The sequence below is a fragment of the Streptomyces sp. NPDC002577 genome (genome assembly GCF_053594815.1).
Genome location: NZ_JBSFWK010000054.1, coordinates 33,847 through 60,204 on the forward strand (window position 1 = coordinate 33,847; position 26,358 = coordinate 60,204).

Here is a 26,358-nt window from a genome sequence, read left to right on the forward strand (position 1 = left end):
CCCGCGGGCCGTCTGTCAGGAGGAGAGTCAGATCGCGATGATACGGACCTCGCAGTTCAACGATGCCTCCAGAGCGGTGTGGATCCTGCTCTCCGGGACACGATCGAGATCGCCTCGCGAGAGGCGGACGGAGACGACGTCCAGGCCGTCGGCGCCAACAGTGCGAGAGACGTGGCCGGTTATGCCGAGGCCGGCCAGGACGCCCATCGCGTCATCGTCCGTGCCCCGGCTGATGTAGGTCACGACTCCGTTCGCGGGCGTCGTCTGAAAGACCTCCGCGCACAGTTCCGCGGCGGTTCGCTGCATCGCGGGGCTGTCGTCGCCGGTCATCAGAAGCTGTAGTTCTCTGCGGTGGGCGGGAAGGGTGTCGATTCGTGTATCAACGACACGTATTCCGGCATTCTCTGCGCGTTTCACAAACGCTTCCGCACGTTCACGCAGCACGAATTCAGGAAGCTGGCCGGCAGGGTCGATATTGATCCGGATCACGGCAGTTCGCATGGGCTTGATTGTAGCTTCGAGGTGCTGGTGTCGGTAGCACTCGAGAAAAAGCGGAATCAGTGGGGACGGTAATGGAACCGAACGGGAAATTGATCGTCGGTGCTCTTCCGGGTTGCGAACCGCGCCTGATTCGCGAACTGCCTTCCGGGGAATTGCTGAGTTCGTATCGGGCGAGTGGAGGCTACGCGCCGCTCGCCGATCCTGATAGGCTCCTCGATACCGTGGCGGAGTCGGGACTTCTCGGGCGTGGCGGTGCCGCCTTTCCGATGGCCGTCAAGCTCCGGGCGGTCCGGGGGTCCGGCGCCCGGGACCCACGGCCCGTCGTGGTCGCCAACGGTGAAGAGGGCGAGCCTGCTTCGGCCAAGGACCGTTGGCTGATGCGCCATCGACCGCATCTGGTGCTGGACGGCGCGCGCCTGGCCGCGCACGTGGTCGGTGCCGACCGCGTCTGTGTCTATGTCTCGGATCCAGCGGCGACACGCAGTATGCAAGGCGCTGTCGAAGAGCTTGAGAAGTCCGGGCTCGCCGACCTGCGGATCGAGGTCAAAAGCGTCGAGCCCGGTTACGTGGCCGGAGAGGAGACCGCCGCGGTCCGCGCCATCAACGGGGGACCGGCGAAACCGACGGACAAACCGCCGCGCCCGTTCGAGGAAGGTGTCGACCGCAGGCCGACGCTGGTGAGCAACGTGGAGACGCTGGCCAACCTGCCTTTCCTGCTCCGCCATGGAGCCGGAAGATTCCGGTCGGTGGGTACGGCGAAGTCCCCTGGGACGTTCCTGGCGACCATCAGCGGCGCCGGCACGACGCCCGGTCTGTACGAGGTCCCGCACGGCGCCCCTTTCCGGGAACTGCTTGCCGTGCACGGTGTCTCGCCCCGTGAGGTGCATGGCGCGCTCATGGGGGGCTATTTCGCGGGGGTGGTCGATCGACGCGTACTGGACGCGGCGTTGGATCACGAGACGCTGCACGGACTCGGAACCGGACTGGGCTGCGGCGCGATCAGCGTGCTGACTCACCGCGACTGTCCGATTGCCGTGGCGGCCTCGGTGATGAGGTACTTCGACCGTGAAAACGCCGGGCAGTGCGGATCGTGTTTCAACGGCATCGCCGCCATGAGCGCCGTCATCGAGGCACTGCGAGACGGTACGGCCGAGAATTCCGACCTGGAACGGCTGGCACGCTGGTCGGTCGTCCTTCGTTCGCGTGGAGCGTGCGGAACACTCGACGGTGCCGCGAATCTGGCGCGGAGCCTGTTGGAGGAATTCCCCGACGACGTGGCGCGCCATCGTGACGCGGAATGCGAAACCTGCACCGCGACTCCCTTTTCGGCAGACCGTCCCTTCGAAGTGGAAGTCATGACTCTCGTATGAAGATTCGTCTTGACCGCACTCTCTGCGACGGTTTCGGGATCTGTGCCAGGCACGCACCCGAGCATTTCTCGCTCGATGACTGGGGATATGCGTCACTCATCGGCGATGGTTCGGTGCCTGACGAACAGCGCGACGCCGTGCACCGGGCCCTCCTGGATTGTCCCGTGCATGCGGTGATCGAGATCCAGCAGGAGCCGGGCGCGGACGGATAGCCGTCCCGCGCCGAGCCGTTGCCCTCGGTCAGTCCAGCTGTACGACGGCTCGGCCCGGCACGAGCCTGTTGCCGTGCTCGTCCTCGGTCCAGACGTCGAGCGTGGCCGTGCGCACACCGTCCGAGTCCTCCACACCGGTGACCACACCGCGAGCGGTGACGGTCATGCCCCTGGTGTTCAGGCCCCGGAACTGGCCCTCGAGACGCACGACGCGGCCGCGCCCGTCCAACCAGCCGCGCAGAAGGTTGTGCAGGTAGGCCCACTGCAGATTGCCCATGCCGATGGCCGTCGGGTGGCCGGCCGCCTGGCCCGCCTCGTCGTCCATGTGGATCGGCACGAATTCGTCGTTCACCGCCGCGTACCGGTTCCAGTTCGCGAACCCGGTCTCGCGCGTGAACGGCGGCAGTTCGTCGCCGACGGCGACCCGTAGCGCACCGGTCGTGCTCCGCATATGTGTCGACGCCCTTTCAGCGGTCAGTACCTGATGATGGTGTTGACGGTGCGCTTGACGAGCTCGCCGCGCTGATTGGTCCAGGTGTCCTCGGTCCGGCTGAACAGCATCAGTCCCAGTCTTCCCTCGCGCTCCGAGTACGGTCCGAGCCGCCGGATGCTGGTGATGACGTCGCCGGGTCTCATCCGCGCTCCGTACTCCGTGTCCAGGCCGCCGTTGAGCTGGAACTTCAGGCCGGGACCGGGGATGCCCGCCATGCTCTCCATTCTGTCGGGATCATTGCCCGATCCCTGGAGTGAAGGCCGGCTCATGGTCTGCTCGGCCACCGCCCAGGCGAACGGATTGAACTCCTCAGGTGCCACGATGCCGCCGTAGGCCGTCTGCGCGGCGGCCTTCTCGTCGAGGAAATACGCCGGCGGGGGATCCGGCCAGTAGACCGCGATCGCCCAGCGGCGGATGTCGGACGCGGCGACCGGATAGATCACCTGGCGGACGAGCTCGGTGCCGACGGCCGCGCGCATGGCCGCCGAGATGGCGCTCCTGGACATCGGCTTCCTTCCTCGGCACGGAACGCGACTCGAACCCGGATCGGCGTCAACGTACTCCGTCACGCCACGACGCCCCGGACCTTGAGGTCCAAGATGGCGTCCCAGTCGAACCCGAGACCGGCGAGGATCGAGTCGCCGTGCTCGTTGAATTCCGGCGCCCGCGACGGGGTGGCAGGCTCCTCGTCGAACTGGACGGGCGCCGCCGCCAGCTGGAACGGGGTGCCGGCGGAGGTCCGGCACTCCTGCACGTACCCGTTCGCAGCGGTCTGCGGGTCGGCAGCGGCCTCGCGGGTGTCCTGGACCACCGCCCACTGTCCGGTGAACCCGGCGAGCCGCTTGCGCCACTCATCGAGTGTCCGCTCCGCGAAGGCCTCGCGCAGGATATCGATGGCCTCGCCACTGTTGGCCATGAGCGATGCTTGGTCGGAGAAGCGGGAATCCGCGGCCAGCTCGGGCCGTCCGATCACCTCGCAGACGGGCGCCCAGTACTTGTTCGCCTGGAGGCAGCAGAGCGACAGCCACCGCCCGTCCTTGGACCGGTAGTTGGCGGACAACGGGTTGGTCCGGGGCGCGTTGGCCGCCGGGGGAGTGGAGGGGGTGTCCGTGGCGAGCGCGAGGGCAAGTCCCTGGCCCATGGCCCATATCCCGGTACTGAGGAGGGATACGTCGACGACAGCCGACTCCCCGGTGCGCTCCCGATGGAACAAGGCGCCCAGCATCCCACCGGCGATCGTCATCGCGCCGATCGAGTCCCCGAAGCCGGGGCCGGGCGGGGGCGGCACGTGGTCGTCCCCCGGGCGCATGACGCCGAGGGCGGTGCCGGCTCGGGACCAGAACGCAAGGGAGTCGTAGGAGCCACGGCTGCCGTCAGGGCCGCGCTCGCCCTGGCCGGTGCCTCGCACATAGATGATGCGCGGGTTGTGCGCCTGGATGTCCTCGACGTCGATCTTGAGCTTCTTGCGGACCGGCGCAAGCTTGTTGGTGAGGAAGATGTCCGATGTCGCGGCGAGCCTGTACAGGATGTCGAGGCCTTCCGGCGACGTCAGGTCCAGTGCGAGGCTGCGCTTGCCCCGGTTGGAGTGCTCGAACAGGACGTGGACGTCGGAGGGTACGAGGGCCATCCCCGTGGACGCCAGACCGCGCATGGCGTCACCCCGCTCGATGTGCTCGATCTTGATGACGTCGGCGCCCCAGTCGGCCGCGAGTGCCGCCGCCGCGGGGACGAATGTCTGCTCGGCCACCTCGAGGATGCGGACGCCGTGCATCACTGCGGTCATGAGATTCCTCCGAGTTGTGAGCGCGACAGCAGATGTACGCGCAGCGGCCGGCTCAGGCGACGCGGCCTCACGTGGTGAGCCATCCGCCGTTGACCGACACTGTCTGGCCGGTCACCCAGGCCGCCTCGTCCGACGCCAGCCAGAGCACTGCCGGGGCGACATCGTCGGGGGTCCCCGTGCGCCCGACGGGATAGGACCGGGCGAGCCGGGCGAGCCGGTCCGGTGGCGTGCCGGGCGCCGGGAGGGTGCCCAGCGAGAGGCAGTTGCTGGTGATCCCGGCCTCGCCGACCTCGACCGCCAGACAGCGGGAGAACGCCGCTGTCGCAGCCTTGGCCGCGGCGTAGACGGCGACCCCGGCCATACCGGACCGTGCGGAATCGGAGACGATGTGCACGATCCGGCCCCAGCCGCGTGCGCGCATGCCCGGCAGTACGGTGTGGGTGCAGTGCAGGACGGCCGTCAGGTTGAGCTCGACCAGAGGGGCCCACTCCTCGGGCGCGCTGTCCGCGAAATCCGTGCCCCAACGGGTGGTACCACCAGCTGGAATACCGGCGTTGTTGACCAGGATGTCGACGGGACCCAGGAGTTCTCCGGCCCGCTGCACCACCTCGGCCACGGCTCGCGGGTCGGTGATGTCCCCGGGACAGGCGGCGGCCTTGACACCGTGTGCGTCCGCAAGAGCGGCCGCGGTCTCCTCGGCCCGCTCCGGAGCGATGTCGTTGATCGCGACCGCCGCTCCGGCGGCACCGAGGACCTCGGCGATCCGCCGTCCGACATGCCGGCCCGCTCCCGTCACCAGTGCCGTACGTCCTCTGAGATCAAACACGTGGCCAGGTCACCCCCTCCAACAGGAAGACGTCGTTGCTCGGCACAAGGCCCGACCTTCTGGAGCGCATGGGTCCGGAAGGAAGGGGAACCGGTCATACAGTGATGACCAGACAGGCGTTCAGTACGATGATCAGGGCCGCCGCGGCGCCGGCCACGATCGCGGTGCTCCGCCGGTTCACGAACTCGCCCATCACCCGCCGGTCCTGCGTGATGACCAGCAACGGAACCAACGCGAACGGCAGGCCGAACGAGAGCGCGACCTGACTGACCACCAGCGCCTTGGTCGGATCCACCCCGGCAGCCAGGATCACCACCGCCGGAACCGCGGCCACTGTGCGCCGCACCCACAAAGGTATCGACCGGCGCAGGAATCCCTGCATCACGATCTGGCCGCTGTAGACACCGACCGCGCATGACGCCAGTCCCGAGGCGAGCAGGGCGATGCCGAAGGCGTATCCGGCGAGGGAACCGAGTCGGTCGGTGAAGGCCTGGTGGGCGGTGATCAGAGAGTCGCCCTCGCTGCCGTGCAAGGCGGTCGCGCCGAGCAGGATCGAGATGTTCACCAGTCCGGCCGTGCCCAGCGCGATCAGCACGTCCCAGCGGGTCATGCGCAACGCGAAGCGGGAGTGCTCGAGGCTCTGAGTGAGCCCGCCGTGCAGGTAGATCGCGTGCGGCATCACCGTCGCGCCCACGATTCCGCAGGCCAACAGCACGCTGTCGGAATCGCTGAGCCGAGGGGTCAACCCGCCTGCCATTCCGGCGGGATCCAAGTGCACACGCGACAACTGGTAGCAGAAAGCCAGCAGAATCATCGCCAGCAGGGCGACGATGGCGGCCTCGAACCAACGGCGCCCGCGTTGCTGCATCATGAGGATCAGCAGCATGCCGCAGGCGGTCAGCACGGCGCCGACCGGCAGGGGCAGGCCGAACAGGATGTTCAGGCCGAGCGCACCGCCGATGATCTCGGCGAGGTCAGTCATGATGACGATGAGCTCCGCCTGGGACCACAGCGCCAGCCGCACCGGACGCCGGTACCGGTCGCGGCACAGCTCGGGCAGGCTCTTGCCGGTGGCGATGCCGAGCTTCGCCGACAGGTACTGCACCAGCATGGCGATCAGGTTGGCCAGCAGTACGACCCACAGCAGTTGGTACCCGTACTGCGCCCCGGCGGTGACGTCGGTAGCCAGGTTCCCGGGGTCGATATAGGCGACCGCGGCCACGAAGGCCGGACCGAACAAGGCGATGGCGGGGGCCGAGCGGTGGTGAGGAGGTGCGGGCGGCGGGGCGATGGCCGGTCCACGTTCGAGCACGGCACTGCTCTCCTTTCACCGCGCGCAGCGACGACGGGCGGGACAGGGCCGACGAGACTCTCATCCTTTGCACCAGAAAGAACTGAGCACTTACTCAAATACGGCATGTGAACGATACACCGACGGCACTGGCCTGCGCAGCGGGTGAAACCGAACCAGTTCTGGGCAGTCCGACGCGGATTGTCCGATGGCCGTGCTGGGTCAGGTCTCTCCGGTGGTCGTGCGGGCGGCGATACGGCGCGACCAGCCCCTGGGGCGGACCGCCGAGCTCCGGGCCAGGGGTGCAGTGCTGCAGCGGATAAGCTGAGGTCATGCCGTCCGCCCGCCGCACCGCCCGACAGACTGATCTACTGGAGCGCCTGGTGGCGCTGCTGGCGGCGGAGGGGTTCGCCTCGTTCACTCTCGACGACCTGGCCGAGCGGCTGCACTGCTCGAAGACCACGCTGTACCAGCTCGCCGGGAGCAAGCAGGACCTGGTGAGGGAAGCGGTCAAGCACTACTTCCGTAGTGCGGCCGAGGCCGTCGAGAAGAGGGTCGCGGATGCCACCGCCCCGTCGGACCGCGTGCTGGTCTATCTGAACGCGGTGGCCGAGCAGCTGAGGCCGCTGTCCCGGAGGTTCCTCGACGACATGGCGGGCTTCCGGCCCGCCCGCGATGTGTACGAGGCCAATACGAGGCTCGCCGCCGACCGGGTGCGACAGCTGATCACCGAGGGCGTGACCGAAGGCGTGTTCAGGGACGTGCACGCGGCGTTCGTGGGCGAGGTCGCAGCCGCCACCATGCAGCAGATCCAGCGGGGCGAGGTGGCCGCGCGGACGGGTCTGAGCGACTCCGAGGCCTACGCGGAACTGGCGTCGCTGATCGTGCACGCCGTCGCGTCCTGACCTGCGTCACGCCAGGAAATCCACCCCACGCGGGCATCCCGCCGGCGTAGACCCTTTTTCGAACCGGCGCCCCTGCCGTCGGTCATCTGTCGCGGATTCTTCGAGCCTGGGCACTTCCGCCCCTCGGAGTGTACGTTGAATGATACTGTCGTACTCACTTCAGTATCATTCGTGGAGGCTCCGATGCCCGCCACCCGCACGCTGCAGACCCCTGAAGCCGCCGACCTCATCGATCTCACCCGCTCACTGGCCGCGAAGGAACTCGCTCCCAGGGCGGCCGAGGCCGAGGCCGAGGAGAAGTTCCCGCGTGAGGTCTTCCGGACGCTCGGCCGCGCGGGACTGCTCGGGCTGCCCTACTCCGAGGAGTACGGCGGCGGTGGTCAGCCGTACGAGGTCTATCTGCAGGTGCTCGAGGAGATCGCGGCCGTCTGGTCGAGTGTCGCGGTCGGGGTGTCCGTGCACGCGCTCTCCTGCTTCGGCCTTGCGACATACGGCACGACGGCGCAGAAGCAGGAGTGGCTGCCCGGCATGCTGGGAGGCGAGCTGCTCGGCGCGTACTGCCTGTCCGAGCCGCACGCCGGCTCCGACCCTGCGGCCATGCGCACCCGTGCCGTCCGCGACGGCGACCACTATGTGCTGCAGGGCGCCAAGGCATGGACCACGCACGGCGGTCACGCGGACTTCTACACCGTGATGGCCCGTACGTCGGACGACCGCGCGCACGGGATCTCGTGCTTCCTGGTACCGGCGGACACCCCCGGCCTCACCGCCGACCCGCCCGAGCACAAGATGGGCCTGACCGGATCCGCCACCGCCACCATGCGGTTGGACGGCGTCCGCGTTCCCGTCCACCGCCGCATCGGCGAGGAGGGGCAGGGGCTGCAGATCGCTCTCGCCTCGCTGGACTCCGGCAGGCTGGGCATCGCCGCCGTTGCCACGGGACTGGCCCAGGGCGCCTTCGACCACGCCGTCCGTTACGCGCAGGAGCGGGAGACCTTCGGCAAACCGATCATCGAACATCAAGGCCTGGGATTCGTATTGGCCGACATGGCCGCCGCGATCGAGTCCGCGCGGGCCACCACTTTGTCCGCCGCGCGGTTGAAGGACCAGGGCCTGCCCTTCACCCGTGAGGCGTCCATAGCCAAACTGGTGGCCACCGACAACGCGATGAAGGTCACCACGGACGCCGTGCAGGTACTCGGTGGCTACGGCTACACCCGTGACTTCCCCGTCGAGCGCCATATGCGCGAGGCCAAGGTCATGCAGATCTTCGAGGGCACGAATCAGATCCAGCGCATGGTCATCAGCCGCGCGCTGAAGCAACCCGCAAGAGGAACCATCACCGTGCTCGGCAAGCAGAACTGAACCGCTCCGGCGACCGCGCCGGAGCGGTTCAGCCGCCGTACGGATGGATGGACCGCTGGCGCCGGCCACGCAGGCCCTCCAGGACCGCGCCGAGGGCCAGGGACTGAACCAGGGCGGAAACGATGATCCCGCCGACGAAGAACCATGTCGGCATCTCCATGCCCCACACCGCGTCGCCGATCGGCAGGACGAAGAAGAGGACAGGGCAGGTGAAGAACGCCGGCCACACCCAGATGAGCGAGTCGCCACCGTTCTGCGACCACAGCGGTTCGCTCGCGGCGACCCCGACGGCGGCGCCGACAAGGCCGAGATAGACCGCCGAGGCGGGGTTGGTGAACATCAGGCGCACGAGGGTGTGCATCGGTCGGTTCTTCATCGGTTCTCCCCCGTTGGTTGTCGTGTACCCCCATGGTCGGGCGGAACCGTGGCCGCGTCGTGAGTATGCGTACTCACCAGTATGCGTTCTCAGCTCATCCTTGCTTCAACAGGGCAAGGGCCAGGCCTTCTGCGGCCTCCTTGTCGAGAGGGGCATGCCCGAGCAGGAAGCGGTACCAGTAGAGGCCGTACACCTGGTCGACCATCAGGTCGAGATCGGCGTCTGCGGGAAGCTCGCCCCGCTCCTGGCCGCGGGCCAGCACCTCCCGCAGAGCGGCGCGCCGCGCGGCCGTGAACGCCCGCATCAGCTCGGCAAGGTGCTGGTCGCGCGCCGCCTCGCGGACGAGCGTGCGCAACGCTGAGGCCGTCTGCGGGCTGCGGGCGCCCTCGAAGGTCGCCGTGACGATCGCGCGCAGGTCGTCGCGGAGCGTGCCGGTGTCCGGAGTGGGGACGTCCTGGTCCGCCCTGTCGATGAGCGCGTCCAGCAGAACGGCGCCCTTGGACGGCCACCAGCGGTAGAGGGTCTGCTTTCCGACGCCGGCCTCGCGCGCGATGGTCTCGACGGTGACGGGGGCGCCGTCGGATTCGGAGAGAAGGCGGAGCGCGGCGTCCAGGACGGCCCGGCGCACCGCCTCGTTGCGTCGGCGACCGGTGTGGGGCCGTGGCTGCATGCCGTCCGTGTCATCCATGCCGTCCATCCTTCCTCGGAATCCTGAATCTTCTTGACGAGACTAGCGGTCTCGGTAACACTTTTATCGAGACCAGCAGTCTCGTCAATGTGCCGAGGCTGCGGCCGGCACTGCGTACACGCCATGAACCACGGGAACTTCGTTGAACGAGGACACAGACATGACTGCTCACAGCACCTCAGGCGCCCTGGCCGGCCGACGAGTCGTCGTCATGGGCGGCAGCTCCGGCATCGGTGAGGCCTCGGCCGCACGCTTCGCGGCGGACGGCGCCGACGTGGTCATCACCGCACGCAACCAGGACCGACTGGACAAGGCCGTCGAGCGGATCGGCAGCCGCGTGACGGCGCACCGCATGGACGGTTCTGTTCCCGCGGACGTCGACGCCTTCTTCGAGGACTCCGGCCCGGTGGACCATCTCGTACTGGCGCTGAGCGGCTCCGCGGGCGGCGGACCGTTCGCCGAACTGGATCTGAAGGACCTGGCTGCCGGGTTCGACGGAAAGTTCTGGCCGTATGTGCGCATCCTGCAGGCCGCCCTGCCGCGGCTGCGCGAGGGCGCGTCGGTGACGCTCGTGACCGCGGCCTCCGCCCGCGCGGCCTTCCCCGGCACGGCCGGACTCGCCGCTGTCAACGGCGCGCTGGAGGCGATGGTGGCACCCCTCGCCGCGGAACTCGCGCCGCTGCGGGTCAACGCCGTTTCGCCGGGCGTCGTCGACACCGCGTGGTGGGACCACGTGCCGGCCGAAGAGCGCCGGGCACTCTTCGACGGGATGGCTGCCATCACCCCTGTGGGCCGCGTCGGCCGGCCCGAAGACATCGCCCAGGCCGTTCACGCCCTGGCCACCAACGCATTCATCACCGGTGTCGTCCTGGACTGCACCGGCGGAGGGAACCTCCCCATGGGCCGCTAGTTCGCTGGCCATGCCAGGACGAGGACGTACGCGATATCGCGTGGTGGCGGTGGTGGCCCTGTTCAGCGACCAGCCACCGTAACGGCACGCACCACCGTCAGATCCTCCTCCTGGCTTGCCACCAGCGCGAAGGAGAACCTGTCGGCTTCCAGGCAGAGCTCGACGTAGTCCCGGTGAACTCCCTGATATCCACGCCGCAGTCCGTCGGCAAGATCGGCTGCCGCTCGGGAAGCACTTGCACGGTGGAGATACGGGGCGACCTCGACATCACGACCCATGGCGCGTTGGCTGATGTACTGGGCGCACGCCAGGTCCTCCTCGGCATGCCCGTCCTCGCCGGTGACAACGAACGTCACCGAACCAGCACCCTGGGTCCGCAGGAACCGCGTTGTCGCGCCCGCCACCACGAAACTCGCGCACAGGACCAGCGGTGCGCTCGCGACAGCCAGGGCGCCCACAGTTCCCGCCGTTGTCTTCTGCACCACCGTGCGACCGGTCAGATCGGCCGACGCGATCAGGCCCGGTGAGTTCACCGCGTCGAAGCCGTCTGCCGGAGGGCCGTCCTTCAAGGCCGGCCAGCCCGAACGGCCCTGCTTCAGGGCCAGGGCTTCACTCTCCGACGAAGCCAGGCCGATCTTCTCGGCACCGCGCGCAAAGGCCCAGGCGGCCACGGTGAAAGCGCGCATCACGTCGACCACGATCGCCACAGGAGGAGTCTCGGCCAACTCTCGGATGCCAACGAAGTGATGCTTCATTCGGCCATTGTTGCGTGGCCCGGAAACGGCGAAGCGGGACTCACCTCGGAAACTCGCCCGCCCATGCGTCACTGTGTTCCGCGATCCCGTGCATGAAGGCACGGTCGGGGAAGTCCCCGTCGAGCAGCCGCAGCGGACCCACCGTCAGTGACAGTCGCTGGGCGAGCTGATGGGGCGGGCCTGTGCCGCCGCGGGGAAGCCGGGGATGACCATCTCGCTGGAGATGCAGTACCACCGGCACTCCACAGCCTTGGTGACAGCGGACGGCGTCTTCGTCTCACCAGCCCCCGGCCGTATCCGTGCGCTCTTCCCCAGCCTGCGAGAGACGGCGTGACGCACTGAGATATGAACGGGGGTATGCCGTTGCTGATGCTGGATCTCGACAACACTCTGGTCGACCGCGATGCGGCCTTCCGCGCCGCCGTCGAGGCGTTCCTGGCCGACCAGGGTCTGCCCGACACCGACCTTCCGTGGGTGATGACCGTCGACGCGAGCGGTTACACCGCCCGCCATGATGTCGCCGTGGCCATGGCCGACCGATACGGAGCCGCGGTGTCGGCGACAGCCATCGACGCCCTGCTGGACACCGGCGCCGCCGACCGCGTCGTGCTGGCGCGGTCTGCGCGTGAGGCCCTGGAGCAGGCACGGGCTGACGGATGGACCTGTGTGATCGTGACCAACGGACGTATCGCGCAGCAGGAAGCGAAGATCTGCAACACCGGACTCGACCGGCTCGTCCACGGCTGGGTGATCTCCGAGGCGGTCGGCCGCAAGAAGCCCGAACCGGAGATCTTCCAAGCGGCCGCGCACGCCGTCGGAGTCGCCCTCCCCGGCGCCTGGGTCATCGGTGATTCACCGCATGCCGATATTGCGGGAGCGCACGCGCTCGGCCTTCGAAGCGTGTGGGTCTCGGACGGCCGGTCTTGGACCCAGCAGGGTTACCAGCCCACCCACGTCGTCGACGACGTCGCCTCCGCAGTGGATCACATCCTCAAGTTCCGGGACGGCACGGAATCGTGAAACGGGGGTGTGCGTGAGCACCGAACTGGGTTCCGCAGTAGTCCTGATCAGCGGTGTGATGGCTGCGGGGAAGTCCACCGTGGCCGAACTTCTGGCCGGGCGGTTGCGGCGCGCCGCCCATGTGCGTGGCGACGTCTTCCGGCGGATGGTGGTATCCGGCCGGGAGGAGCTGCTGCCCGAGGAGACCGCCGAGGCCAGGGCCCAGCTGGAACTGCGCCACCGGCTCGGGGCGCTCGTGGCCGACGAATACGCACGTCACGGATGGACCGCGGTCGTTCAGGACGTCGTCCTGGGGGAAGACCTCAGCCGGTATGTCGCCAGGGTCCGCACGCGCCCTCTCTACGTCGTCGTTCTGGCTCCCTCCGCCGCCGCTGTGCAGACCAGAGAAGCCGAGCGCCCGAAGACCGGGTACGGCGTCTGGACGGTCGACGCTCTCGACCACGCCCTGCGCGTGGAGACTCCGCGGATCGGGCTCTGGCTGGACACCTCGGACCAGACACCGGAGCAGACGGTTTCCGCGATCCTCGGTGATCTGCCTGCCGCCCGCGTGGAGCCGGGCTGACCTGGGCCCCCGGTGGTAGTCCGTGGCGGCTCAGATCACCAGTGCCGCGAGTTGTCGCGCGCATTCCCGCAACCTGTCGACCAGCGCACCGTCCGGTTCTCCGGGCCGGGTGAGCGCGCCGATCCGGTCGGGAGAGCCGCACACCGCGAGCCCGGCTGCCAGGCGGCCCGTCGTCTCGCTGTGGACGGGCACGGCCAGGCAGGCATGGAGCGGATCGAGCTCGCACCGCTGCATGGCGACGCCGTCGCTGCGGACGCGGACGAGTTCGGCGGCGAGGGCCTCGGGCGTGGTGATGGTGTGCCGTGTCAGCGCGGGCAACTGGGCGGGCACGGCGTGTGCGTCGGCGAGGAGAAGTTTGCCGAGAGCCGAAGCATGAGGGTGGCGGGTCAGGAACGCGGCATCGGTGGGCGGGTGATCCGGATCCGGATCGGTGAAGTCGATACGGCCGTCCGCGTATCCCGCCAGATGGACCCCGAACCGTACCCCGTCCCGCAGGCTGGAGACGACGGCATGCGCGGCCGCCGGCACCGCGGGGACAGGACGCGGAGGCGCGAGCTCGGCGACCTTGCGCCCCAGCGCGAAGCCGCGCAGATCGGGCATCCGTACGAGGTATTCCTCCTCGACCAGCAGGTTGAGGAGCCGGTACGTCGTCGCCGATGCCAGCCGCAGCGCGGCGGAGATCTCTTTGGCAGTGACACCGGGACCGGCTGCCGCCACGTGCTGCAGCACGGCGAGTGCACTGCGTATGGCGCGTGGCTGGCGCCCGCTCAGGGCGATCGTGTCACCGCTCACCGCTCACCGCTCACCGCGCATGCCGGCCGTCGGAGGGAGCAGGCCCGGTATCCGAGATCTCACCGGGCACGAGGGGTGTGTCGGCCGGCAGGAGGCGTGCGTCGGCCGATGAGTGCGCGGCACGGCCGCGCAGGTCGAGGAGGTCGATCGGCCCGTGCAGGATGTCGGCCGCGCTCGTCTCGTCGTACACACCGATCGCCCCGACCCGCTCCGGATCACGTCGGCGGGCCAGCAGGAACCAGACCCAGCCCGCGCCCATCAGCAGGGCGAAGAGGCACGGCGGCAGCGCATTGCCCGCGGACACGTTCCGCTGGGTGTGGGCGCCGAGTACCAGCAGCAAGGACGGCACACAGACCGCGGCCGCGGCCACGGGTGCGCGCGTGAGCTCGCCTATGCGGTGGAGAAAGACGGGTGCGGCCAGGCACACCAGGGCGTAGGCCGCGAGGAACCCGTAGGTGCACAGGTTCAGCAACACGGCGAAGACGGTGCGCGGTTCCAGACCGGAGGCGAGCAGAGCGAGGGGCACCAGGACCAGGACGGGCAGCCCCAGCAGGACCGCGATGTGCGGGGTGCCGTGGGTGGGATGCGTGCTGCCCAGCCGCCGCGGCGTCATGCGTTCGCGCCCCATGGAGAACAGCAGGCGTACCAGGGCGGTGCCCGAGGCCATGGAGCAGGCGAAGAACGAGATGGCGATGCCCAGGTCGAGCAGGACGGGCAGCCGCGTCGCGGTGTGGTGGCCGGGGTCGTCGAGCGGGGACAGCACGCCGTCCCTCACCGCCGCCAGCACCTGGGTGTAGGTCGCCAGCAGATACAGGGCGGCGGAGCACACGACAGTCCACCGAACGGCGCGTCCCACGACGAGAAACGGCCGACGGGCCTCCGCACCGAGCACGGTCGCGCTCTCGAACCCGATGAACGCGCCGAACGCCGGCAAGGCCCCCGCGACGACCGAGGCGACCGCCCCCGGGCTCGATGAGGGCGGCGCCAGTTGCCGCATGTCGGGATGCAGGCCGTGGCGTGCGAGGAGCACGGCGAAGAACGCCAGGGCCAGGACGATCGACGCGGCCTCCAGGCAGAGCGCAAGACCGGCGGACAACCGGACCCCTCGCACGAGGAAGTACGCGGTGACGGTGCCCGCCGCCAACAGTGCCAGTACGACGGGCAGTTCCGGCGGGCCGGCCGTCAGACCCAGCCGGGCGAACAACTGCCCTGCATACAGTCCGGCGCCGGTCAGGGCGGCCATCGTCAGCACGCCGTAGCCGATCAGCAGGGCGCATCCGCAGACGAAGGCCGCGGCCGGGCCCAGGCCCTTGGCGGTGAAGCTGTACAGGGCGCCGGGCGCGGCCATACGGATCGAGAAAGTGCGTACGCACGAGGTGACCAGCAGCGCCAGCAGCGCGGCGAGCGCCACCGACCACAGCGCGGAGGTGCCCGCCTGGGCCGTGACCAGGGCCGGCGTGGCGGCCATCGCGGCGGCCGGGGCGACGGCCGAGACGGACTGGGCGAGCACCGGCAGCGGCCCGAGAGAGCGCCGGTCGAGGCCTGCGACGGGGGAGTGGTCGCGCAGCGGCGGGGGCGAAGAGGCCTGTGTGGCTGTGCTGGTGGCGCTCATCGCCGTCCTCTCTGGATCCTGTCCGGCCCGGCGCCCTCCCTGCTCCTGTGCGCCGACCGGCACGGTAGGGGCGGTGTGTTTCAGCTATGTGATCAATGGATCGCGAGGGTGTGTTCCCGAACGGGAAAACCCGCGCCGGACGTTCCCGTTCGGCATGCCGTGGTCCGTGACGGAGGTGTGACGGACCGGCAATCGGAGGCGTTGAGACTGCCGCGCAGGCCAACTCCCGCTGATTTCCGCCGATCACCCTGGAGGCACCGTGAGCAGTACTGCGAGTCCACCCCCGGCAGCCGCCGCCACCGAAGGCGGTGTCGCGGTGCGCCCGGGGCTGCGCGGCTCTCTCGGCACCGCTTCGATCGTCCTGATGGTCCTGGCGGCCGCCGCGCCGCTGACCGTCGTGGGCGGAGCCGTCCCCCTGGGCATCGCCCTGGGCAACGGCCCTGCGTATCCGGCCTCGTTCGCCGTCTGCTGCGTGGTGCTGCTGCTCTTCGCGGTCGGTTTCTGCGCGATGGCGCGACATGTGCGTCAGGCCGGAGCGTTCTACGCGTACGTCGACACGGGTCTCGGCCGGCGCGCCGGACTCGGCTCCGCGTTCCTCGCGCTGGTCACCTACACCGCGATCCAGGTGTCGGTGTACGGGTACATCGGGGTCGCTCTCGACGGCCTCGTCCAGTCGTACGGCGGGCCGCGCATCCCCTGGTGGGCATGGACCGGAGTCATGATCGCCGTGGTGGGCGTGCTCGGCTACCGGCATGTCGACCTCAGCGGGAAGGTGCTCGGCGCGCTGCTGATCGGCGAGGTCGGCATCGTCCTCGTGCTGGACGCGGTCGTGGTCGCCACTGGCGGTGACCACGGTCTGTCCGCCGCGCTGGTCACCCCCTCGCAGCTCACCTCCGGATCGCCGGGCGTCGCGGTCACCTTCGCCATCGCCGCGTTCATCGGTTTCGAGGCCACGGCCGTCTTCCGCAGTGAGGCCCGCGACCCCGACCGGACCATTCCCCGAGCCACCTATCTGGCCCTCGCGCTCGTGGGCGGTTTCTACACCCTCTCCAGCTGGGCCCTCGTCTCGGCCTGGGGCGACGAGGAGGCGGTGGCCGCCGCCGGGCGCGACCCCGAGGGCATGCTGATGGCGACCGTGAGCCGCTACCTCGGGCCGTTCGCCGAACACGTCACCCAGGCACTGTTCGTGACGAGTCTCTTCGCCTGTGTGCTGTCCTTCCATCACGTCATCGCCCGCTATCTGCACTCGCTCGCCGAGCGCGAGGCCCTGCCCGCACCGCTCGGACGCGCCCACCCTCGCCACCACTCGCCGCACGTGGCGTCCCTGGTGCAGACGGCGAGCGCCGGCGCCCTGATCGTCGTGTTCACCCTCGCCGGGATGGACCCCATCACCCAGATCTTCACCTGGATGGCCGGAGTGGCAACCGCGGGAGTCGATGTTCTGATGCTGCTCACGTGCCTCGCGGTACTGGTGTTCTTCCACCGCACGGGCATCGACTCCCGTCCCTGGCACACCCGCTGGGCGCCTGCCCTCGGCGGCCTGGGACTGGCCGCGCTGCTCACCCTGACGGTCCTCAACTTCCCGCTGCTGATCGGCGGTTCCAGCGTCCTCGCCGCGGTGCTGCTCGGCGTGCCGGCCGCGTCCTTCGTGGTCGGTGTCGCACGCGAACGCCGGCGCGCTGGCGGCGAGGTTCCCCTGCCCGCCTGACAGCGCGGGCCCTCCCCGTTCCTTCTGTCCCTTTCTCCCTGACCACCTGCACATCCAGAGATCCAGGAGCGCACCCATGACCGTGACCGACAGCGCCGCCCCCGCCGCTGCAGCAGACCTCACCGTGCCCCCGCCCGCGCACCCCCTCGCCCTGCTCACCGCCGACGAGATACGTGCCGCGCGCGCCGTCCTGGACGCGGCCGGGCACCTCGGCGGTGACGTGCGTTTCGTCTCCGTGGTGCCCGAAGAGCCGGTCAAGGCCGAGTTGCTCGCCTTCACCCCCGGCGGCCCAGTGGACCGGCGGCTGCGGATCCTGCTCCTCGACCGGGCGAACAGCGCCTCGTACGACGTGATCGTTTCCGTCACCCGTGGTGCCGTGGACCGCTTCGACACGATCGACACCGCGGCGTCCGGTCAACTCCCCATTCTCGACGAGGAGTTCGAGACAGTTCAGCAGATCCTCGACGCCGACGAAACCTGGCGCGAGGCGCTGGCCCGCCGGGGACTGGATGCCTCCACGGTGCGAGCGGTCCCGCTCTCCGCAGGTCACTACGGCTACGAGGCCGAGGCGGGCCGCCGAATCGTCCGCAGCTTCGGATTCCATCAGGACCACGAGCAGGACCACCCCTGGGCCCACCCGGTCGACGGCCTGGTCGCGTACGTCGACCTGACCGCACGCACCGTGCTGCAGGTCGTCGACGACGAGCTGGTCCCCGTACCTCAGGAACCGGGCAACTTCCAGGACCCCGCGTACACGGGACCGGCCCGAAGCACACTCAAGCCCATCGAGATCACCCAGCCCGAGGGCGTCAGCTTCACCGTCGAGGACGGGGTCGTCCGCTGGGAGAACTGGACGCTGCGGCTCGGCTTCAACGTCCGCGAGGGTCTGACGCTCCACCAGATCGGCTTCCACGACCGGGCGAAGGGCCGCGACCGGTCCGTCGTGCACCGGGCCTCGATCGCCGAAATGGTCGTCCCGTACGCCGATCCGTCGCCGGTGCGCTTCTGGCAGAACTACTTCGACCAGGGCGAATACCTCTTCGGCCGCTACACCAACTCCCTGGAGCTCGGCTGCGACTGCCTGGGGGAGATCCACTACACGGACGTCGTCGTCGCCGACGAGCAGGGTGAGCCGCGGACCATCCGCAACGCGATCTGCATGCACGAGGAGGACTACGGCGTGCTGTGGAAGCACTCCGACCTCTTCGCAGGCTCGAACGAGACCCGCCGCCAGCGCCGCCTGGTGATCTCGTTCTTCACCACCGTCGGGAACTACGACTACGGCTTCTACTGGTACCTCTACCTGGACGGCACCATCGAGTGCGAGTCCAAGGCCACCGGCGTCGTCTTCACATCCGGCTATCCGGAGCAGGGGCGGGAGTTCGCTACCGAGATCGCCCCCGGCCTTGGCGCCCCCTTCCACCAGCACCTCTTCTCCGCCCGGCTGGACATGGCCGTCGACGGGCAGTTCAACGCCGTCGACGAGATCGACGCCGTACGCGTGCCCGTGAGCGACAAGAACCCGCACGGCAACGCCTTCGGACGGCAGGCCACCCGCCTGCGCAGCGAGCAGGAGGCGCAGCGGCAGGCCGACGGCAGCCGGGGCCGGGTCTGGCACGTGGTCAACCCGGAGGTCACCAACCGCCTCGGGCAGCCGGTGGGTTACGCACTCGTCCCGGAGGGTCTGCCGACACTGCTCGCCGACGACTCGGCGTCCGTCACATCCCGGGCGGCCTTCGCGACCCGCCATCTGTGGGTGACCCGCCATGCCGACGACGAGCGCTACCCGGCGGGCGACCTGGTCAACCAGCACCCGGGCGGCGCGGGACTGCCCGCCTGGACGGCCGCCGACCGGAGCGTCGACGGCGAGGACATCGTGCTGTGGCACACCTTCGGCCTCACCCACTTCCCGCGCCCCGAGGACTGGCCGGTCATGCCGGTCGACTACGCCGGCTTCGCCCTCAAGCCCGTCGGCTTCTTCGACCGCAACCCCACCCTGGACGTGCCGCGCAGCAGCAACGGGGGCCATTGCCAGAGCGGCGAGCAGGCGTCGACGTGCCACTGACGCACACGGTGGTGCACGGCGCAATGGGCCACAGTTCAGCGATGCACGTGCTGCACGGATCGGTGCTGCACACCGCGCTGATGGTGGCCATGGCCGTACTCGGTACGGTCTGCGCCCTGGCCGCACTCCGGTCCGGGCGGCGCGGCGACGCCGCCCGGTGCCGACTGCCCCACCTCGTCATGGGGACCGTCATGGCCGCTGTCTGCCTGCCGCACGCCGGTGCCGTCGTGCCCTGGGTGGGCGCGGCGGCACTGGCCGCGGCGGCGGTGTGGTCGACGCGGCCGGCAGCCCGCCCGGCCACCGTCAGCTGGTACACCTGCGCCGACCTGGTTGCTTGCGCTGTGCTGCTGGCCCTGACCGCGTGGGCGGCATCCGCGTCCGCGGTCCCGGCCGGCCACACCGCGCTTCCCGGGGCGGCCATGCCGGTCACCGTCGCTGTCACGCTGGCCTGGGCGGGTGCACGCGCGGCCCTGTTCGCAGGCACCTTGCCGCCCCGTACGGCAGACCGGGATCCATGGGGAGTACGGCTCGCCAGGCTGGGCGGGCCTGTCATGGTGCCGCTGATGGGCGTGATGGCACTGACAGCCTGAGTCCCTTTGCGACCGATCAGTTGAAGCGCAGATCGGAGAGCTGCCTCTGGAACGCAGTGCTGTCGTCATCGGGCGCTTCATCGGTTGCCCTGGCGGCCATGAGGGCGGCCATCTCCCCGCCTGCCCGTCGTATGCGTGCGGGCAGGCCCTCCGTGTGCGCGTCACTGGCGGATCCCCAGTCCTCGGACGCGGCGTACACCGCGGTCGGGACGACGGCGGCGCGCAGATAGGCGAAGAGGGGACGCAGCGCGTGCTCCAGCACCAGCGAGTGCCGGGCCGTGCCACCGGTCGCCGCGATGAGTACGGGCTTGCCGGTGAGGGCGTCGGGATCGATCAGGTCGAAGAAGGATTTGAACAGCCCGCTGTACGACGCGGAGAACACCGGCGTCACGGCGATCAGGCCGTCGGCGCGGGTGACCGCTTCGATCGTGGTGGCCAGCTGTGGCGGTGGGAAACCGGTCACGAGGTTGTTGGCGATGGGGACGGCCAGGGCGCGCAGTTCGACCACCTCCACGTCCACATCGTGCTCCTGGGCCACGAGCTTCTCGCGGACCGCTTCGGTGAGCCGGTCGGCGAGCAGCCGTGTCGAGGACGGGACGCTCAGCCCTGCCGAGACGATGACGAGTTTCATGCCGCGGACACCTCTTCCGATGCGGAGGTGGCCGTGAGCAGGGACTGGTGGGTCGGCGCGTCCGGCACCCCGGCCGACCGCCCTGCGGCGAACTCCTTGCGCAGTACTGGCACGACCTCCTCGCCGAGCATGTCGAGTTGCTCGAGGACGGTCTTGAGCGGCAGCCCGGCGTGGTCCATCAGGAACAGCTGGCGCTGGTAGTCGCCGGCGTACTCGCGGAAGGTCAGCGTCCGCTCGATGACCTGCTGCGGGGAGCCGACTGTGAGCGGTGTCTGCTCGGTGAAGTCCTCGAGCGAGGGGCCGTGGCCGTAGACGGGCGCGTTGTCGAAGTAGGGCCGGAACTCGCGTACGGCGTCCTGGGAGTTCTTCCGCATGAACACCTGACCGCCGAGGCCGACGATGGCCTGCTCGGGGGTGCCGTGGCCGTAGTGCGCGTACCGCTCCCGGTACAGCTCGACCATCCGCTTGGTGTGGTCGGGCGGCCAGAAGATGTTGTTGTGGAAGAAGCCGTCGCCGTAGTACGCGGCTTGTTCGGCGATCTCCGGGGAGCGGATGGAGCCGTGCCAGACGAACGGCGGCACGCCGTCCAGTGGGCGGGGCGTGGACGTGAATCCCTGAAGCGGCGTACGGAACGTGCCCTCCCAGTTGACGACGTCCTCGCGCCATAGCCGGTGCAGCAGGCCGTAGTTCTCGATGGCGAGGTTGATGCCCTCCCGGATGTCCTGCCCGAACCACGGGTAGACGGGACCGGTGTTGCCGCGCCCCATGATGAGGTCGACGCGTCCGTCGGCGAGGTGCTGGAGCATGGCGAAGTCCTCGGCGATCTTCACCGGGTCATTGGTGGTGATGAGGGTGGTGGCGGTGGAGAGAATCAGCCTCTCGGTCCGCGCGGCGATGTAGCCGAGCATGGTGGTCGGCGACGAGGGCACGAACGGCGGGTTGTGGTGCTCGCCGGTCGCGAAGACGTCCAGGCCGGCCTCCTCGGCCTTGAGCGCGATGGCGACCATGGCCTTGATGCGCTCGCGCTCGGTCGGCGTGCGACCCGTGGTCGGGTCCGGTGTGACGTCGCCGACGCTGAAGATCCCGAACTGCAAGACTTGCTCCGTTCACCAGGTGATCGAGTGGTCCTCGAACGGTAGGAGGCCGACGCGGAGCCGGGATGACTGTGCGTGCACGGCGAGGGGCCTTACAGCGCCCTTTCTCACCACGGTCGCCGTCAGGTGAGGTGCTCAGGGGCAGCTGGGTGACGTCGGCGTGCTGGATCTCGCCGTTGGGTGTCGTACCGGCCACGACCTGCCGGTACGACGCCAACAGCACCATCTCCTCGCGGGACAGCGGCCGGGTCGGGTCAGGCGCGGACCAACGGGGTGTCGATCAGATGCTCGGCGAGGAACCACGCCTGCAGTTCCCCGGTCCTGATCACCTGAGAGACCAGCAGGTCGTTGGTGCCGTCGTCGCCCAGTTCTGCCGTCCGGGCGGCGGCGTCGTGCGCGTCGACGAGGATGGCCTCGTGGGCCTCCAGCAGCCGTGACAGCATCACCGGCACCTCCTCGACTCCGTCCGGAGGGCGGGGAATCGACGTGATCTCGGCGACGTGCCGGGGGTCGCCCACCGCGACGCCGCCCAGCGACTGGACGCGTTCGGCGATGGTGTCGACGAGTTCGAGCTGTTCCCCGGCGTGCTTGTCCAGGACCAGGTGCAGTTGGTAGAAGGTCGCGCCGCGCACCAGCCAGTGGTGCTTCTTGTAGAGGCCGTAGAGGATCTGCGTGTCCGCCAGGACCTTGTTCAGGCGCTGGCTGGAGTACATGCGTGCCTCGTAGGACAGGCCGACCGGGAACTGCTTGACGGTGCCGAACTCCTGGATCACCTCGCCCTTCTGGTGCAGCCACGGCTGGCTGCTGCTCACGGGCTGGGAACTGCTGGTCATGGTCCGCCTCCTGCGGTGCCGTGCGGTGCGTACCCGGGTGACGCTAGGTGCCCGGCCGGGGGACGGGTTGCCCAGCAGCGCATGCCGCGGTGCTCGACAGCGCACTGCGCACGGTGTTGCGCGCCCGTCGTTCGCTCTCGGGCAACCATCCGTGCGCTCACGCGCACGGGCCTTCGTCCGGCCGGTCTAGCCTCGGCGGGACAGCCCACGCCCGTGGAGCCGGGGGGACGAGGAGAGGCAGGAATGAGCGCGAACGAGCAGGTGGATGTGGTGGTCGTCGGGCTGGGGCCGGGTGGCGAGTACGTCGTGGGCACGCTGGCCGAGGCCGGACTCGATGTGGTGGGGGTCGAGTCGGAACTCGTGGGAGGCGAGTGTCCCTACTGGGGGTGCGTGCCCAGCAAGATGATGATCCGGGCCGGGAACCTGCTGGCCGAAGCGGGCCGGGTGACCGCCCTCGCAGGCGAAGCGGCCGTGACTCCGGACTGGGCCAAGGTCGCCGGGCGTATCCGTGGCGAGGCCACCGACGACTGGAACGACCAGGTGGCCGCCGACCGGCTCGCGGCCAAGGGCGGTCGGCTCGTCCGGGGAACGGGGCGCCTCTCCGGGCCGCGCCGGGTGACGGTCGGCGACCGCACGTTCGAGGCACGGCGCGGTGTCGTGCTGGCCACCGGCACCAGGCCCAGGATCCCCCCGGTGCCGGGGCTCGAGGGAACGCCGTACTGGACCAACCGCGACGCCATGGCGGCCAAGGAGCTGCCTGAGTCCATGGTCGTTCTCGGCGGAGGCGCCATCGGTGTCGAACTCGCGCAGGTCTTCGCCCGCTTCAAGTGCGCGGTGACGCTGATCGAGGGGCAGGACCGGCTGCTGTCGCAGGAGGAACCGGAAGCCGGGGAACTGGCTGCCGAGGCTCTGCGGGCGGACGGCGTCACCGTGCTCACGGGTGCTCGGGCGCGCCAGACCGGCCATGACGGCACCGGGTTCACCGTACGGCTGGAGGGGGACGCGGAGCCGCTGCATGCCGAACGGCTTCTGGTCGCCACCGGGCGCCACGCCGACCTGGCCGCGCTGGCCGTCGACACGGTGGGGCTCGATCCGACGGCGGGAGCCGTGCACACGGACGGGCAGCTGCGGGCCGGCGACGGGCTGTGGGCGGTCGGCGACATCACCGGCCGTGGCGCCTTCACCCATGTGTCGATGTACCAGGCGCAGATCGCCGTCCGGGACATCCTCGGGCGTCCCGGCCCCGACGCCGACTACCGGGCGCTTCCCCGCGTCACGTTCACCGATCCGGAGATCGGAGCCGTGGGACTGACGGAGCGCCAGGCACGGGAGCGGGGGCTGCGGGTGCGCACCAGCACGCTGACCATCGCATCCTCCACGCGAGGCTGGATCCACGGACCCGGCAACGAGGGGTTCGTCAAGCTCGTCGAGGACGCCGACCGGGGTGTGCTGATCGGCGCCACCTCGGCAGGTCCGGCGGGCGGCGAGGTGCTGTACGGGCTGAACGTGGCCGTCCACGCAGAGGTACCGGTCTCCCGGCTCAAGCACATGATCTACACGTACCCCACCTTCCACCGCACGGTCGAGCCCGCGTTCGGAGCCCTCCGCTGAGCCGCCCCACGATCGCCCTCGCGGCCCCGGCGCCCAGGCGATGGCGCACCATGCCGGGCCGCGACCCCGGCGAGCCGCACAGGTCCGCCACCTCGCTGGAACTCCTCTTCGACCTGTGCTTCGTCATCGCCGTGGCTCAGGCGTCCGGGAGCCTGCGCGCGGCGCTGACCGACGGCGACTACGCCACCGGTGCCCTGCGCTACGCGCTGGTCTTCTTCACCATCTGGTGGGCGTGGATGAACTTCACCTGGTTCGCCTCCGCCTACGACCCCGACGACGTCCCGTACCGGTTGACGGTGCTGGTCCAGATCACGGGGTCGCTCGTGCTCGCCGCCGGGGTTCCCCGCGCGTTCCAAGAGGGTGATCTGCGGGTCATCACCATCGGATACGTCGTGCTGCGCACGGCGTTGGCCGCGCTGTGGCTGCGCGCCGCGTTGTCCGATCCCGCCCGTCGGGCGACCACCTTGCGCTTCGCTCTCGGAGTGACGGTCTGCCAGGTCTGCTGGGTCGGGCTGCTCTGGCTCCCGGCCTCGGTGCGGTTGCCGGGCATCGTCGTGATGATCGTCGCCGAGCTCTCCGTCCCGGTGTGGGCGCAGTCCGCCGGGATGACCCCTTGGCATCCGCGCCACATCGCCGAACGCTACGAACTGTTCACCCTCATCGTTCTCGGAGAGTCCGTCGCGGCCGCCACCGTCGCCGTCCGGAGCGCCTTCGACCGGCACCACGGCACCGGTTCGCTGTACGCGGTGGCAGCCGGCGGTCTGCTCATGGTCTACGCCATGTGGTGGCTGTACTTCGACAGGCCCGCCGAGGCGCTGCTCGCGACGACGCACCGGGCCCACCGCAGGAGATTCACCTGGGCCTACGGCCACTACCTGATCTTCGCCTCGGCGGCCGCCGAGGGAGCCGGACTTGCCGCGTACGCCGATCACGTCACGCACCACACCGACGCCTGGCCGATCGCTGCCGGCGCGGCGGTCACCGTTCCCGCGGCCGTCTTCCTGATCACGGTCTGGGCCGTACACCTCCGGCCCCACCAGACCACCGCGGCCGAGCGCATTCCGTATCCCGCCGCAGCGGTCGGCATCCTGCTGGCCGCCGGCTCCCCGGCACCCGCCCTGGCCGCCGGCGCGCTGCTGGCGATCCTGGTCGTCGTGGTCTCGGTCCCGCGCCGGTGAGCAGCGGCCGGATCCCGCCCGGCGCGCAACAGCAAGGGCCGCGCGGACGGACGCCGTATGGGGAGTTCGTCCGCGCGGCCGCCTGTGCTGCCGGGTGTCGCGTCAGCTCGTCGCGCGCACGGCGTCACGGATCAGATCCGAGACCTCCTTGGGCCGGGACACGGCGACGGCGTGCGAGGCACCCTCGACCTCGACGATCGTCGCCCCGGCCCGCTTGGCGCCGAAGCGCTGGACCTCGGGGTTGATCGCCTCGTCCGCGCCTGCCACGAGCGCCCAGGAGGGCTTGGTCTTCCACGCGGCGGCCGACGCCGTCTCCGTGAACGCGCCGGCGGCCAGCGGACGCTGCGCCACCGCCAGCACCTTGGTGACGGCGGGCGGCACATCGGCGGCGAAGATGCCGGGGAACGTCTCGGCCTTGATGGTGACCTCGACCGCGGGCTCAGCGCCTTCCACGGGGTACGTCGCTTCCTTGAGGTTGCTGACGAGCGACGAGAGCGGGAAGCGTCCCTGCAATTCGCCCAGGCTCTCGCCCTCTTCGGTGACATAGGCCGCGATGTAGACCAGGCCGACGACGTTCTCCGTGACGCCGGCCACGGAGATCAACGCACCGCCGTAGGAGTGGCCGACCAGCACGACCGGGCCGTCGATCTGCGCGGCCGCGGAGGCGATGTACGCGGCGTCGGCCGCCAGGCCGCGCAGCGGGTTCGGCGGCGCCACCACGGGGATGCCGTCGCCCTGCAGTTCCGCGATGACCCCCGCCCAGCTGGACGCGTCCGCGAACGCTCCGTGCACGAGAACGACTGTGGGGGTGGTGTTGGTGGTCATGTCTGGTTCCTCCGTGGTGTCGGTGAATACGAGGGCGAGTCCGGGGTGTCGGGTCAGTGACCGTGGAGCGCGGTGCGCAGGGTGCCGGCGGCGAGCGAGATGGCGGCCTCGGCGGCGAAGGTCCCCCGCAGGGCGTTGAGCATGACGAAGTCGTGGATGATGCCCTGGAAGCGGACGGCGGTCACCGGGACACCCGCCTCACGCAGCTTGTTGGCGTAGGCCTCGCCCTCGTCGCGCAGCACGTCCGCCTCGCCGGTGATGACCAGCGCCGGCGGCAGCCCGGTGAGCTGCTCGGTGGTGGCCCGCAGCGGCGATGCGGTGATCTCGGCGCGCTCCGCCTCGTCGGTGGTGTACTGGTCCCA

Annotated in this window: 29 protein-coding genes; 13 read left to right on the forward strand and 16 right to left on the reverse strand. The window is 69.6% G+C overall.

Features of this window, described 5'->3' with window-relative positions:
- Nucleotides 1–27 precede the first annotated feature (27 nt).
- On the reverse strand, nucleotides 28–501 hold the full coding sequence (locus ACWD4J_RS38335; RefSeq protein WP_451400169.1) for a hypothetical protein: 474 nt from the start codon (nucleotides 499–501) through the stop codon (nucleotides 28–30).
- Nucleotides 502–572: 71 nt separating this feature from the next.
- Between ACWD4J_RS38335 and ACWD4J_RS38340 the strand changes: the two genes are divergently transcribed.
- Together ACWD4J_RS38340 and ACWD4J_RS38345 are read left to right on the forward strand one after the other, a co-directional pair.
- The gene (locus tag ACWD4J_RS38340) at nucleotides 573–1,871 is read left to right on the forward strand and encodes an NADH-ubiquinone oxidoreductase-F iron-sulfur binding region domain-containing protein (RefSeq protein WP_451400170.1); all 1,299 of its coding nucleotides are present in this window, start codon (nucleotides 573–575) and stop codon (nucleotides 1,869–1,871) included.
- Complete coding sequence (locus tag ACWD4J_RS38345; RefSeq protein WP_451400171.1) at nucleotides 1,868–2,083, forward strand: ferredoxin; 216 nt, start codon at nucleotides 1,868–1,870, stop codon at nucleotides 2,081–2,083. The genes ACWD4J_RS38340 and ACWD4J_RS38345 overlap by 4 nt, the downstream gene beginning before the upstream one ends.
- A gap of 28 nt (nucleotides 2,084–2,111) precedes the next feature.
- On the opposite strand, the gene ACWD4J_RS38350 is transcribed toward ACWD4J_RS38345, so the two are convergent.
- From ACWD4J_RS38350 to ACWD4J_RS38370, 5 genes are all read right to left on the reverse strand, one after another.
- The gene (locus ACWD4J_RS38350; protein ID WP_451400172.1) at nucleotides 2,112–2,534 is read right to left on the reverse strand and encodes a MaoC/PaaZ C-terminal domain-containing protein; all 423 of its coding nucleotides are present in this window, start codon (nucleotides 2,532–2,534) and stop codon (nucleotides 2,112–2,114) included.
- Nucleotides 2,535–2,557: 23 nt separating this feature from the next.
- Nucleotides 2,558–3,082, reverse strand: a complete 525-nt coding sequence (locus ACWD4J_RS38355) for an FAS1-like dehydratase domain-containing protein (protein ID WP_451400173.1) — start codon at nucleotides 3,080–3,082, stop codon at nucleotides 2,558–2,560.
- A gap of 59 nt (nucleotides 3,083–3,141) precedes the next feature.
- Nucleotides 3,142–4,359 carry a CaiB/BaiF CoA transferase family protein gene (locus ACWD4J_RS38360; RefSeq protein ID WP_451400174.1) on the reverse strand — a complete coding sequence of 406 codons (1,218 nt, stop codon included), beginning with the start codon at nucleotides 4,357–4,359 and terminating at the stop codon, nucleotides 3,142–3,144.
- Between the two features lie 67 nt (nucleotides 4,360–4,426).
- The gene (locus ACWD4J_RS38365) at nucleotides 4,427–5,185 is read right to left on the reverse strand and encodes an SDR family NAD(P)-dependent oxidoreductase (protein WP_451400175.1); all 759 of its coding nucleotides are present in this window, start codon (nucleotides 5,183–5,185) and stop codon (nucleotides 4,427–4,429) included.
- Between the two features lie 94 nt (nucleotides 5,186–5,279).
- Nucleotides 5,280–6,497, reverse strand: coding sequence for an Nramp family divalent metal transporter (locus ACWD4J_RS38370; RefSeq protein ID WP_451400176.1), 1,218 nt, complete (start codon nucleotides 6,495–6,497; stop codon nucleotides 5,280–5,282).
- Nucleotides 6,498–6,808: 311 nt separating this feature from the next.
- Between ACWD4J_RS38370 and ACWD4J_RS38375 the strand changes: the two genes are divergently transcribed.
- Together ACWD4J_RS38375 and ACWD4J_RS38380 are read left to right on the forward strand one after the other, a co-directional pair.
- Nucleotides 6,809–7,381: a TetR/AcrR family transcriptional regulator gene (locus tag ACWD4J_RS38375; protein WP_451400177.1), complete on the forward strand. Its 573-nt coding sequence runs from the start codon at nucleotides 6,809–6,811 to the stop codon at nucleotides 7,379–7,381.
- A 183-nt stretch (nucleotides 7,382–7,564) separates the two neighbouring features.
- Nucleotides 7,565–8,746, forward strand: coding sequence for an acyl-CoA dehydrogenase family protein (locus ACWD4J_RS38380; RefSeq protein ID WP_451400178.1), 1,182 nt, complete (start codon nucleotides 7,565–7,567; stop codon nucleotides 8,744–8,746).
- A 28-nt stretch (nucleotides 8,747–8,774) separates the two neighbouring features.
- Here the strand turns inward: ACWD4J_RS38380 and ACWD4J_RS38385 are convergent, their stop codons facing one another.
- Together ACWD4J_RS38385 and ACWD4J_RS38390 are read right to left on the reverse strand one after the other, a co-directional pair.
- Nucleotides 8,775–9,122 carry an SCO4225 family membrane protein gene (locus ACWD4J_RS38385; protein ID WP_451400179.1) on the reverse strand — a complete coding sequence of 116 codons (348 nt, stop codon included), beginning with the start codon at nucleotides 9,120–9,122 and terminating at the stop codon, nucleotides 8,775–8,777.
- 94 nt (nucleotides 9,123–9,216) lie between these two features.
- Nucleotides 9,217–9,810, reverse strand: a complete 594-nt coding sequence (locus ACWD4J_RS38390; protein WP_451400180.1) for a TetR/AcrR family transcriptional regulator — start codon at nucleotides 9,808–9,810, stop codon at nucleotides 9,217–9,219.
- 160 nt (nucleotides 9,811–9,970) lie between these two features.
- Between ACWD4J_RS38390 and ACWD4J_RS38395 the strand changes: the two genes are divergently transcribed.
- On the forward strand, nucleotides 9,971–10,720 hold the full coding sequence (locus ACWD4J_RS38395; protein WP_451400181.1) for an SDR family oxidoreductase: 750 nt from the start codon (nucleotides 9,971–9,973) through the stop codon (nucleotides 10,718–10,720).
- 62 nt (nucleotides 10,721–10,782) lie between these two features.
- Here ACWD4J_RS38395 and ACWD4J_RS38400 read toward each other — a convergent pair whose 3' ends face one another.
- Nucleotides 10,783–11,475: a 2-phosphosulfolactate phosphatase gene (locus tag ACWD4J_RS38400; RefSeq protein WP_451400182.1), complete on the reverse strand. Its 693-nt coding sequence runs from the start codon at nucleotides 11,473–11,475 to the stop codon at nucleotides 10,783–10,785.
- A gap of 205 nt (nucleotides 11,476–11,680) precedes the next feature.
- Here ACWD4J_RS38400 and ACWD4J_RS38405 point away from each other — a divergent pair, with 205 nt between their 5' ends.
- The 3 genes from ACWD4J_RS38405 to ACWD4J_RS38415 are packed head-to-tail and all read left to right on the forward strand — an operon-like array spanning nucleotide 11,681 to nucleotide 13,057.
- Nucleotides 11,681–11,809 carry a hypothetical protein gene (locus ACWD4J_RS38405; RefSeq protein WP_451400197.1) on the forward strand — a complete coding sequence of 43 codons (129 nt, stop codon included), beginning with the start codon at nucleotides 11,681–11,683 and terminating at the stop codon, nucleotides 11,807–11,809.
- Between the two features lie 23 nt (nucleotides 11,810–11,832).
- A complete protein-coding gene (locus tag ACWD4J_RS38410) occupies nucleotides 11,833–12,495 on the forward strand; it encodes an HAD family hydrolase (protein WP_451400183.1) in 663 nt (220 codons plus the stop codon).
- Nucleotides 12,496–12,508: 13 nt separating this feature from the next.
- On the forward strand, nucleotides 12,509–13,057 hold the full coding sequence (locus ACWD4J_RS38415; protein WP_451400184.1) for an AAA family ATPase: 549 nt from the start codon (nucleotides 12,509–12,511) through the stop codon (nucleotides 13,055–13,057).
- A 30-nt stretch (nucleotides 13,058–13,087) separates the two neighbouring features.
- Here ACWD4J_RS38415 and ACWD4J_RS38420 read toward each other — a convergent pair whose 3' ends face one another.
- Nucleotides 13,088–13,849 carry an IclR family transcriptional regulator gene (locus ACWD4J_RS38420; RefSeq protein WP_451400185.1) on the reverse strand — a complete coding sequence of 254 codons (762 nt, stop codon included), beginning with the start codon at nucleotides 13,847–13,849 and terminating at the stop codon, nucleotides 13,088–13,090.
- Nucleotides 13,850–13,859: 10 nt separating this feature from the next.
- The gene (locus tag ACWD4J_RS38425) at nucleotides 13,860–15,461 is read right to left on the reverse strand and encodes an APC family permease (protein WP_451400186.1); all 1,602 of its coding nucleotides are present in this window, start codon (nucleotides 15,459–15,461) and stop codon (nucleotides 13,860–13,862) included.
- Nucleotides 15,462–15,720: 259 nt separating this feature from the next.
- On the opposite strand from ACWD4J_RS38425, the gene ACWD4J_RS38430 reads away from it, so the two are divergent.
- The 3 genes from ACWD4J_RS38430 (at nucleotide 15,721) to ACWD4J_RS38440 (ending at nucleotide 19,824) form a co-directional block, all read left to right on the forward strand.
- Nucleotides 15,721–17,169 carry an APC family permease gene (locus ACWD4J_RS38430; protein ID WP_451400187.1) on the forward strand — a complete coding sequence of 483 codons (1,449 nt, stop codon included), beginning with the start codon at nucleotides 15,721–15,723 and terminating at the stop codon, nucleotides 17,167–17,169.
- 76 nt (nucleotides 17,170–17,245) lie between these two features.
- The gene (locus ACWD4J_RS38435; RefSeq protein WP_451400188.1) at nucleotides 17,246–19,234 is read left to right on the forward strand and encodes a primary-amine oxidase; all 1,989 of its coding nucleotides are present in this window, start codon (nucleotides 17,246–17,248) and stop codon (nucleotides 19,232–19,234) included.
- A 41-nt stretch (nucleotides 19,235–19,275) separates the two neighbouring features.
- Nucleotides 19,276–19,824, forward strand: coding sequence for a hypothetical protein (locus ACWD4J_RS38440; RefSeq protein ID WP_451400189.1), 549 nt, complete (start codon nucleotides 19,276–19,278; stop codon nucleotides 19,822–19,824).
- Nucleotides 19,825–19,840: 16 nt separating this feature from the next.
- Here the strand turns inward: ACWD4J_RS38440 and ACWD4J_RS38445 are convergent, their stop codons facing one another.
- The 3 genes from ACWD4J_RS38445 to ACWD4J_RS38455 form a co-directional block, all read right to left on the reverse strand.
- Nucleotides 19,841–20,455, reverse strand: a complete 615-nt coding sequence (locus tag ACWD4J_RS38445; protein WP_451400190.1) for an FMN reductase — start codon at nucleotides 20,453–20,455, stop codon at nucleotides 19,841–19,843.
- The gene (locus tag ACWD4J_RS38450) at nucleotides 20,452–21,549 is read right to left on the reverse strand and encodes an LLM class flavin-dependent oxidoreductase (protein ID WP_451400191.1); all 1,098 of its coding nucleotides are present in this window, start codon (nucleotides 21,547–21,549) and stop codon (nucleotides 20,452–20,454) included. Before ACWD4J_RS38450 ends, ACWD4J_RS38445 begins: the two co-directional genes overlap by 4 nt.
- A 254-nt stretch (nucleotides 21,550–21,803) precedes the next feature.
- On the reverse strand, nucleotides 21,804–22,382 hold the full coding sequence (locus tag ACWD4J_RS38455) for a Dps family protein (protein ID WP_451400192.1): 579 nt from the start codon (nucleotides 22,380–22,382) through the stop codon (nucleotides 21,804–21,806).
- Between the two features lie 243 nt (nucleotides 22,383–22,625).
- Here ACWD4J_RS38455 and ACWD4J_RS38460 point away from each other — a divergent pair, with 243 nt between their 5' ends.
- Together ACWD4J_RS38460 and ACWD4J_RS38465 are read left to right on the forward strand one after the other, a co-directional pair.
- The gene (locus tag ACWD4J_RS38460) at nucleotides 22,626–23,993 is read left to right on the forward strand and encodes a dihydrolipoyl dehydrogenase family protein (protein WP_451400193.1); all 1,368 of its coding nucleotides are present in this window, start codon (nucleotides 22,626–22,628) and stop codon (nucleotides 23,991–23,993) included.
- 50 nt (nucleotides 23,994–24,043) lie between these two features.
- Nucleotides 24,044–25,171, forward strand: coding sequence for a low temperature requirement protein A (locus tag ACWD4J_RS38465; protein ID WP_451400194.1), 1,128 nt, complete (start codon nucleotides 24,044–24,046; stop codon nucleotides 25,169–25,171).
- A gap of 102 nt (nucleotides 25,172–25,273) precedes the next feature.
- Here ACWD4J_RS38465 and ACWD4J_RS38470 read toward each other — a convergent pair whose 3' ends face one another.
- Together ACWD4J_RS38470 and ACWD4J_RS38475 are read right to left on the reverse strand one after the other, a co-directional pair.
- On the reverse strand, nucleotides 25,274–25,996 hold the full coding sequence (locus tag ACWD4J_RS38470; RefSeq protein ID WP_451400195.1) for an alpha/beta fold hydrolase: 723 nt from the start codon (nucleotides 25,994–25,996) through the stop codon (nucleotides 25,274–25,276).
- A gap of 53 nt (nucleotides 25,997–26,049) precedes the next feature.
- The coding region (locus tag ACWD4J_RS38475; protein WP_451400196.1) for an alpha/beta hydrolase fold domain-containing protein at nucleotides 26,050–26,358 on the reverse strand (309 nt) is incomplete at its 5' end.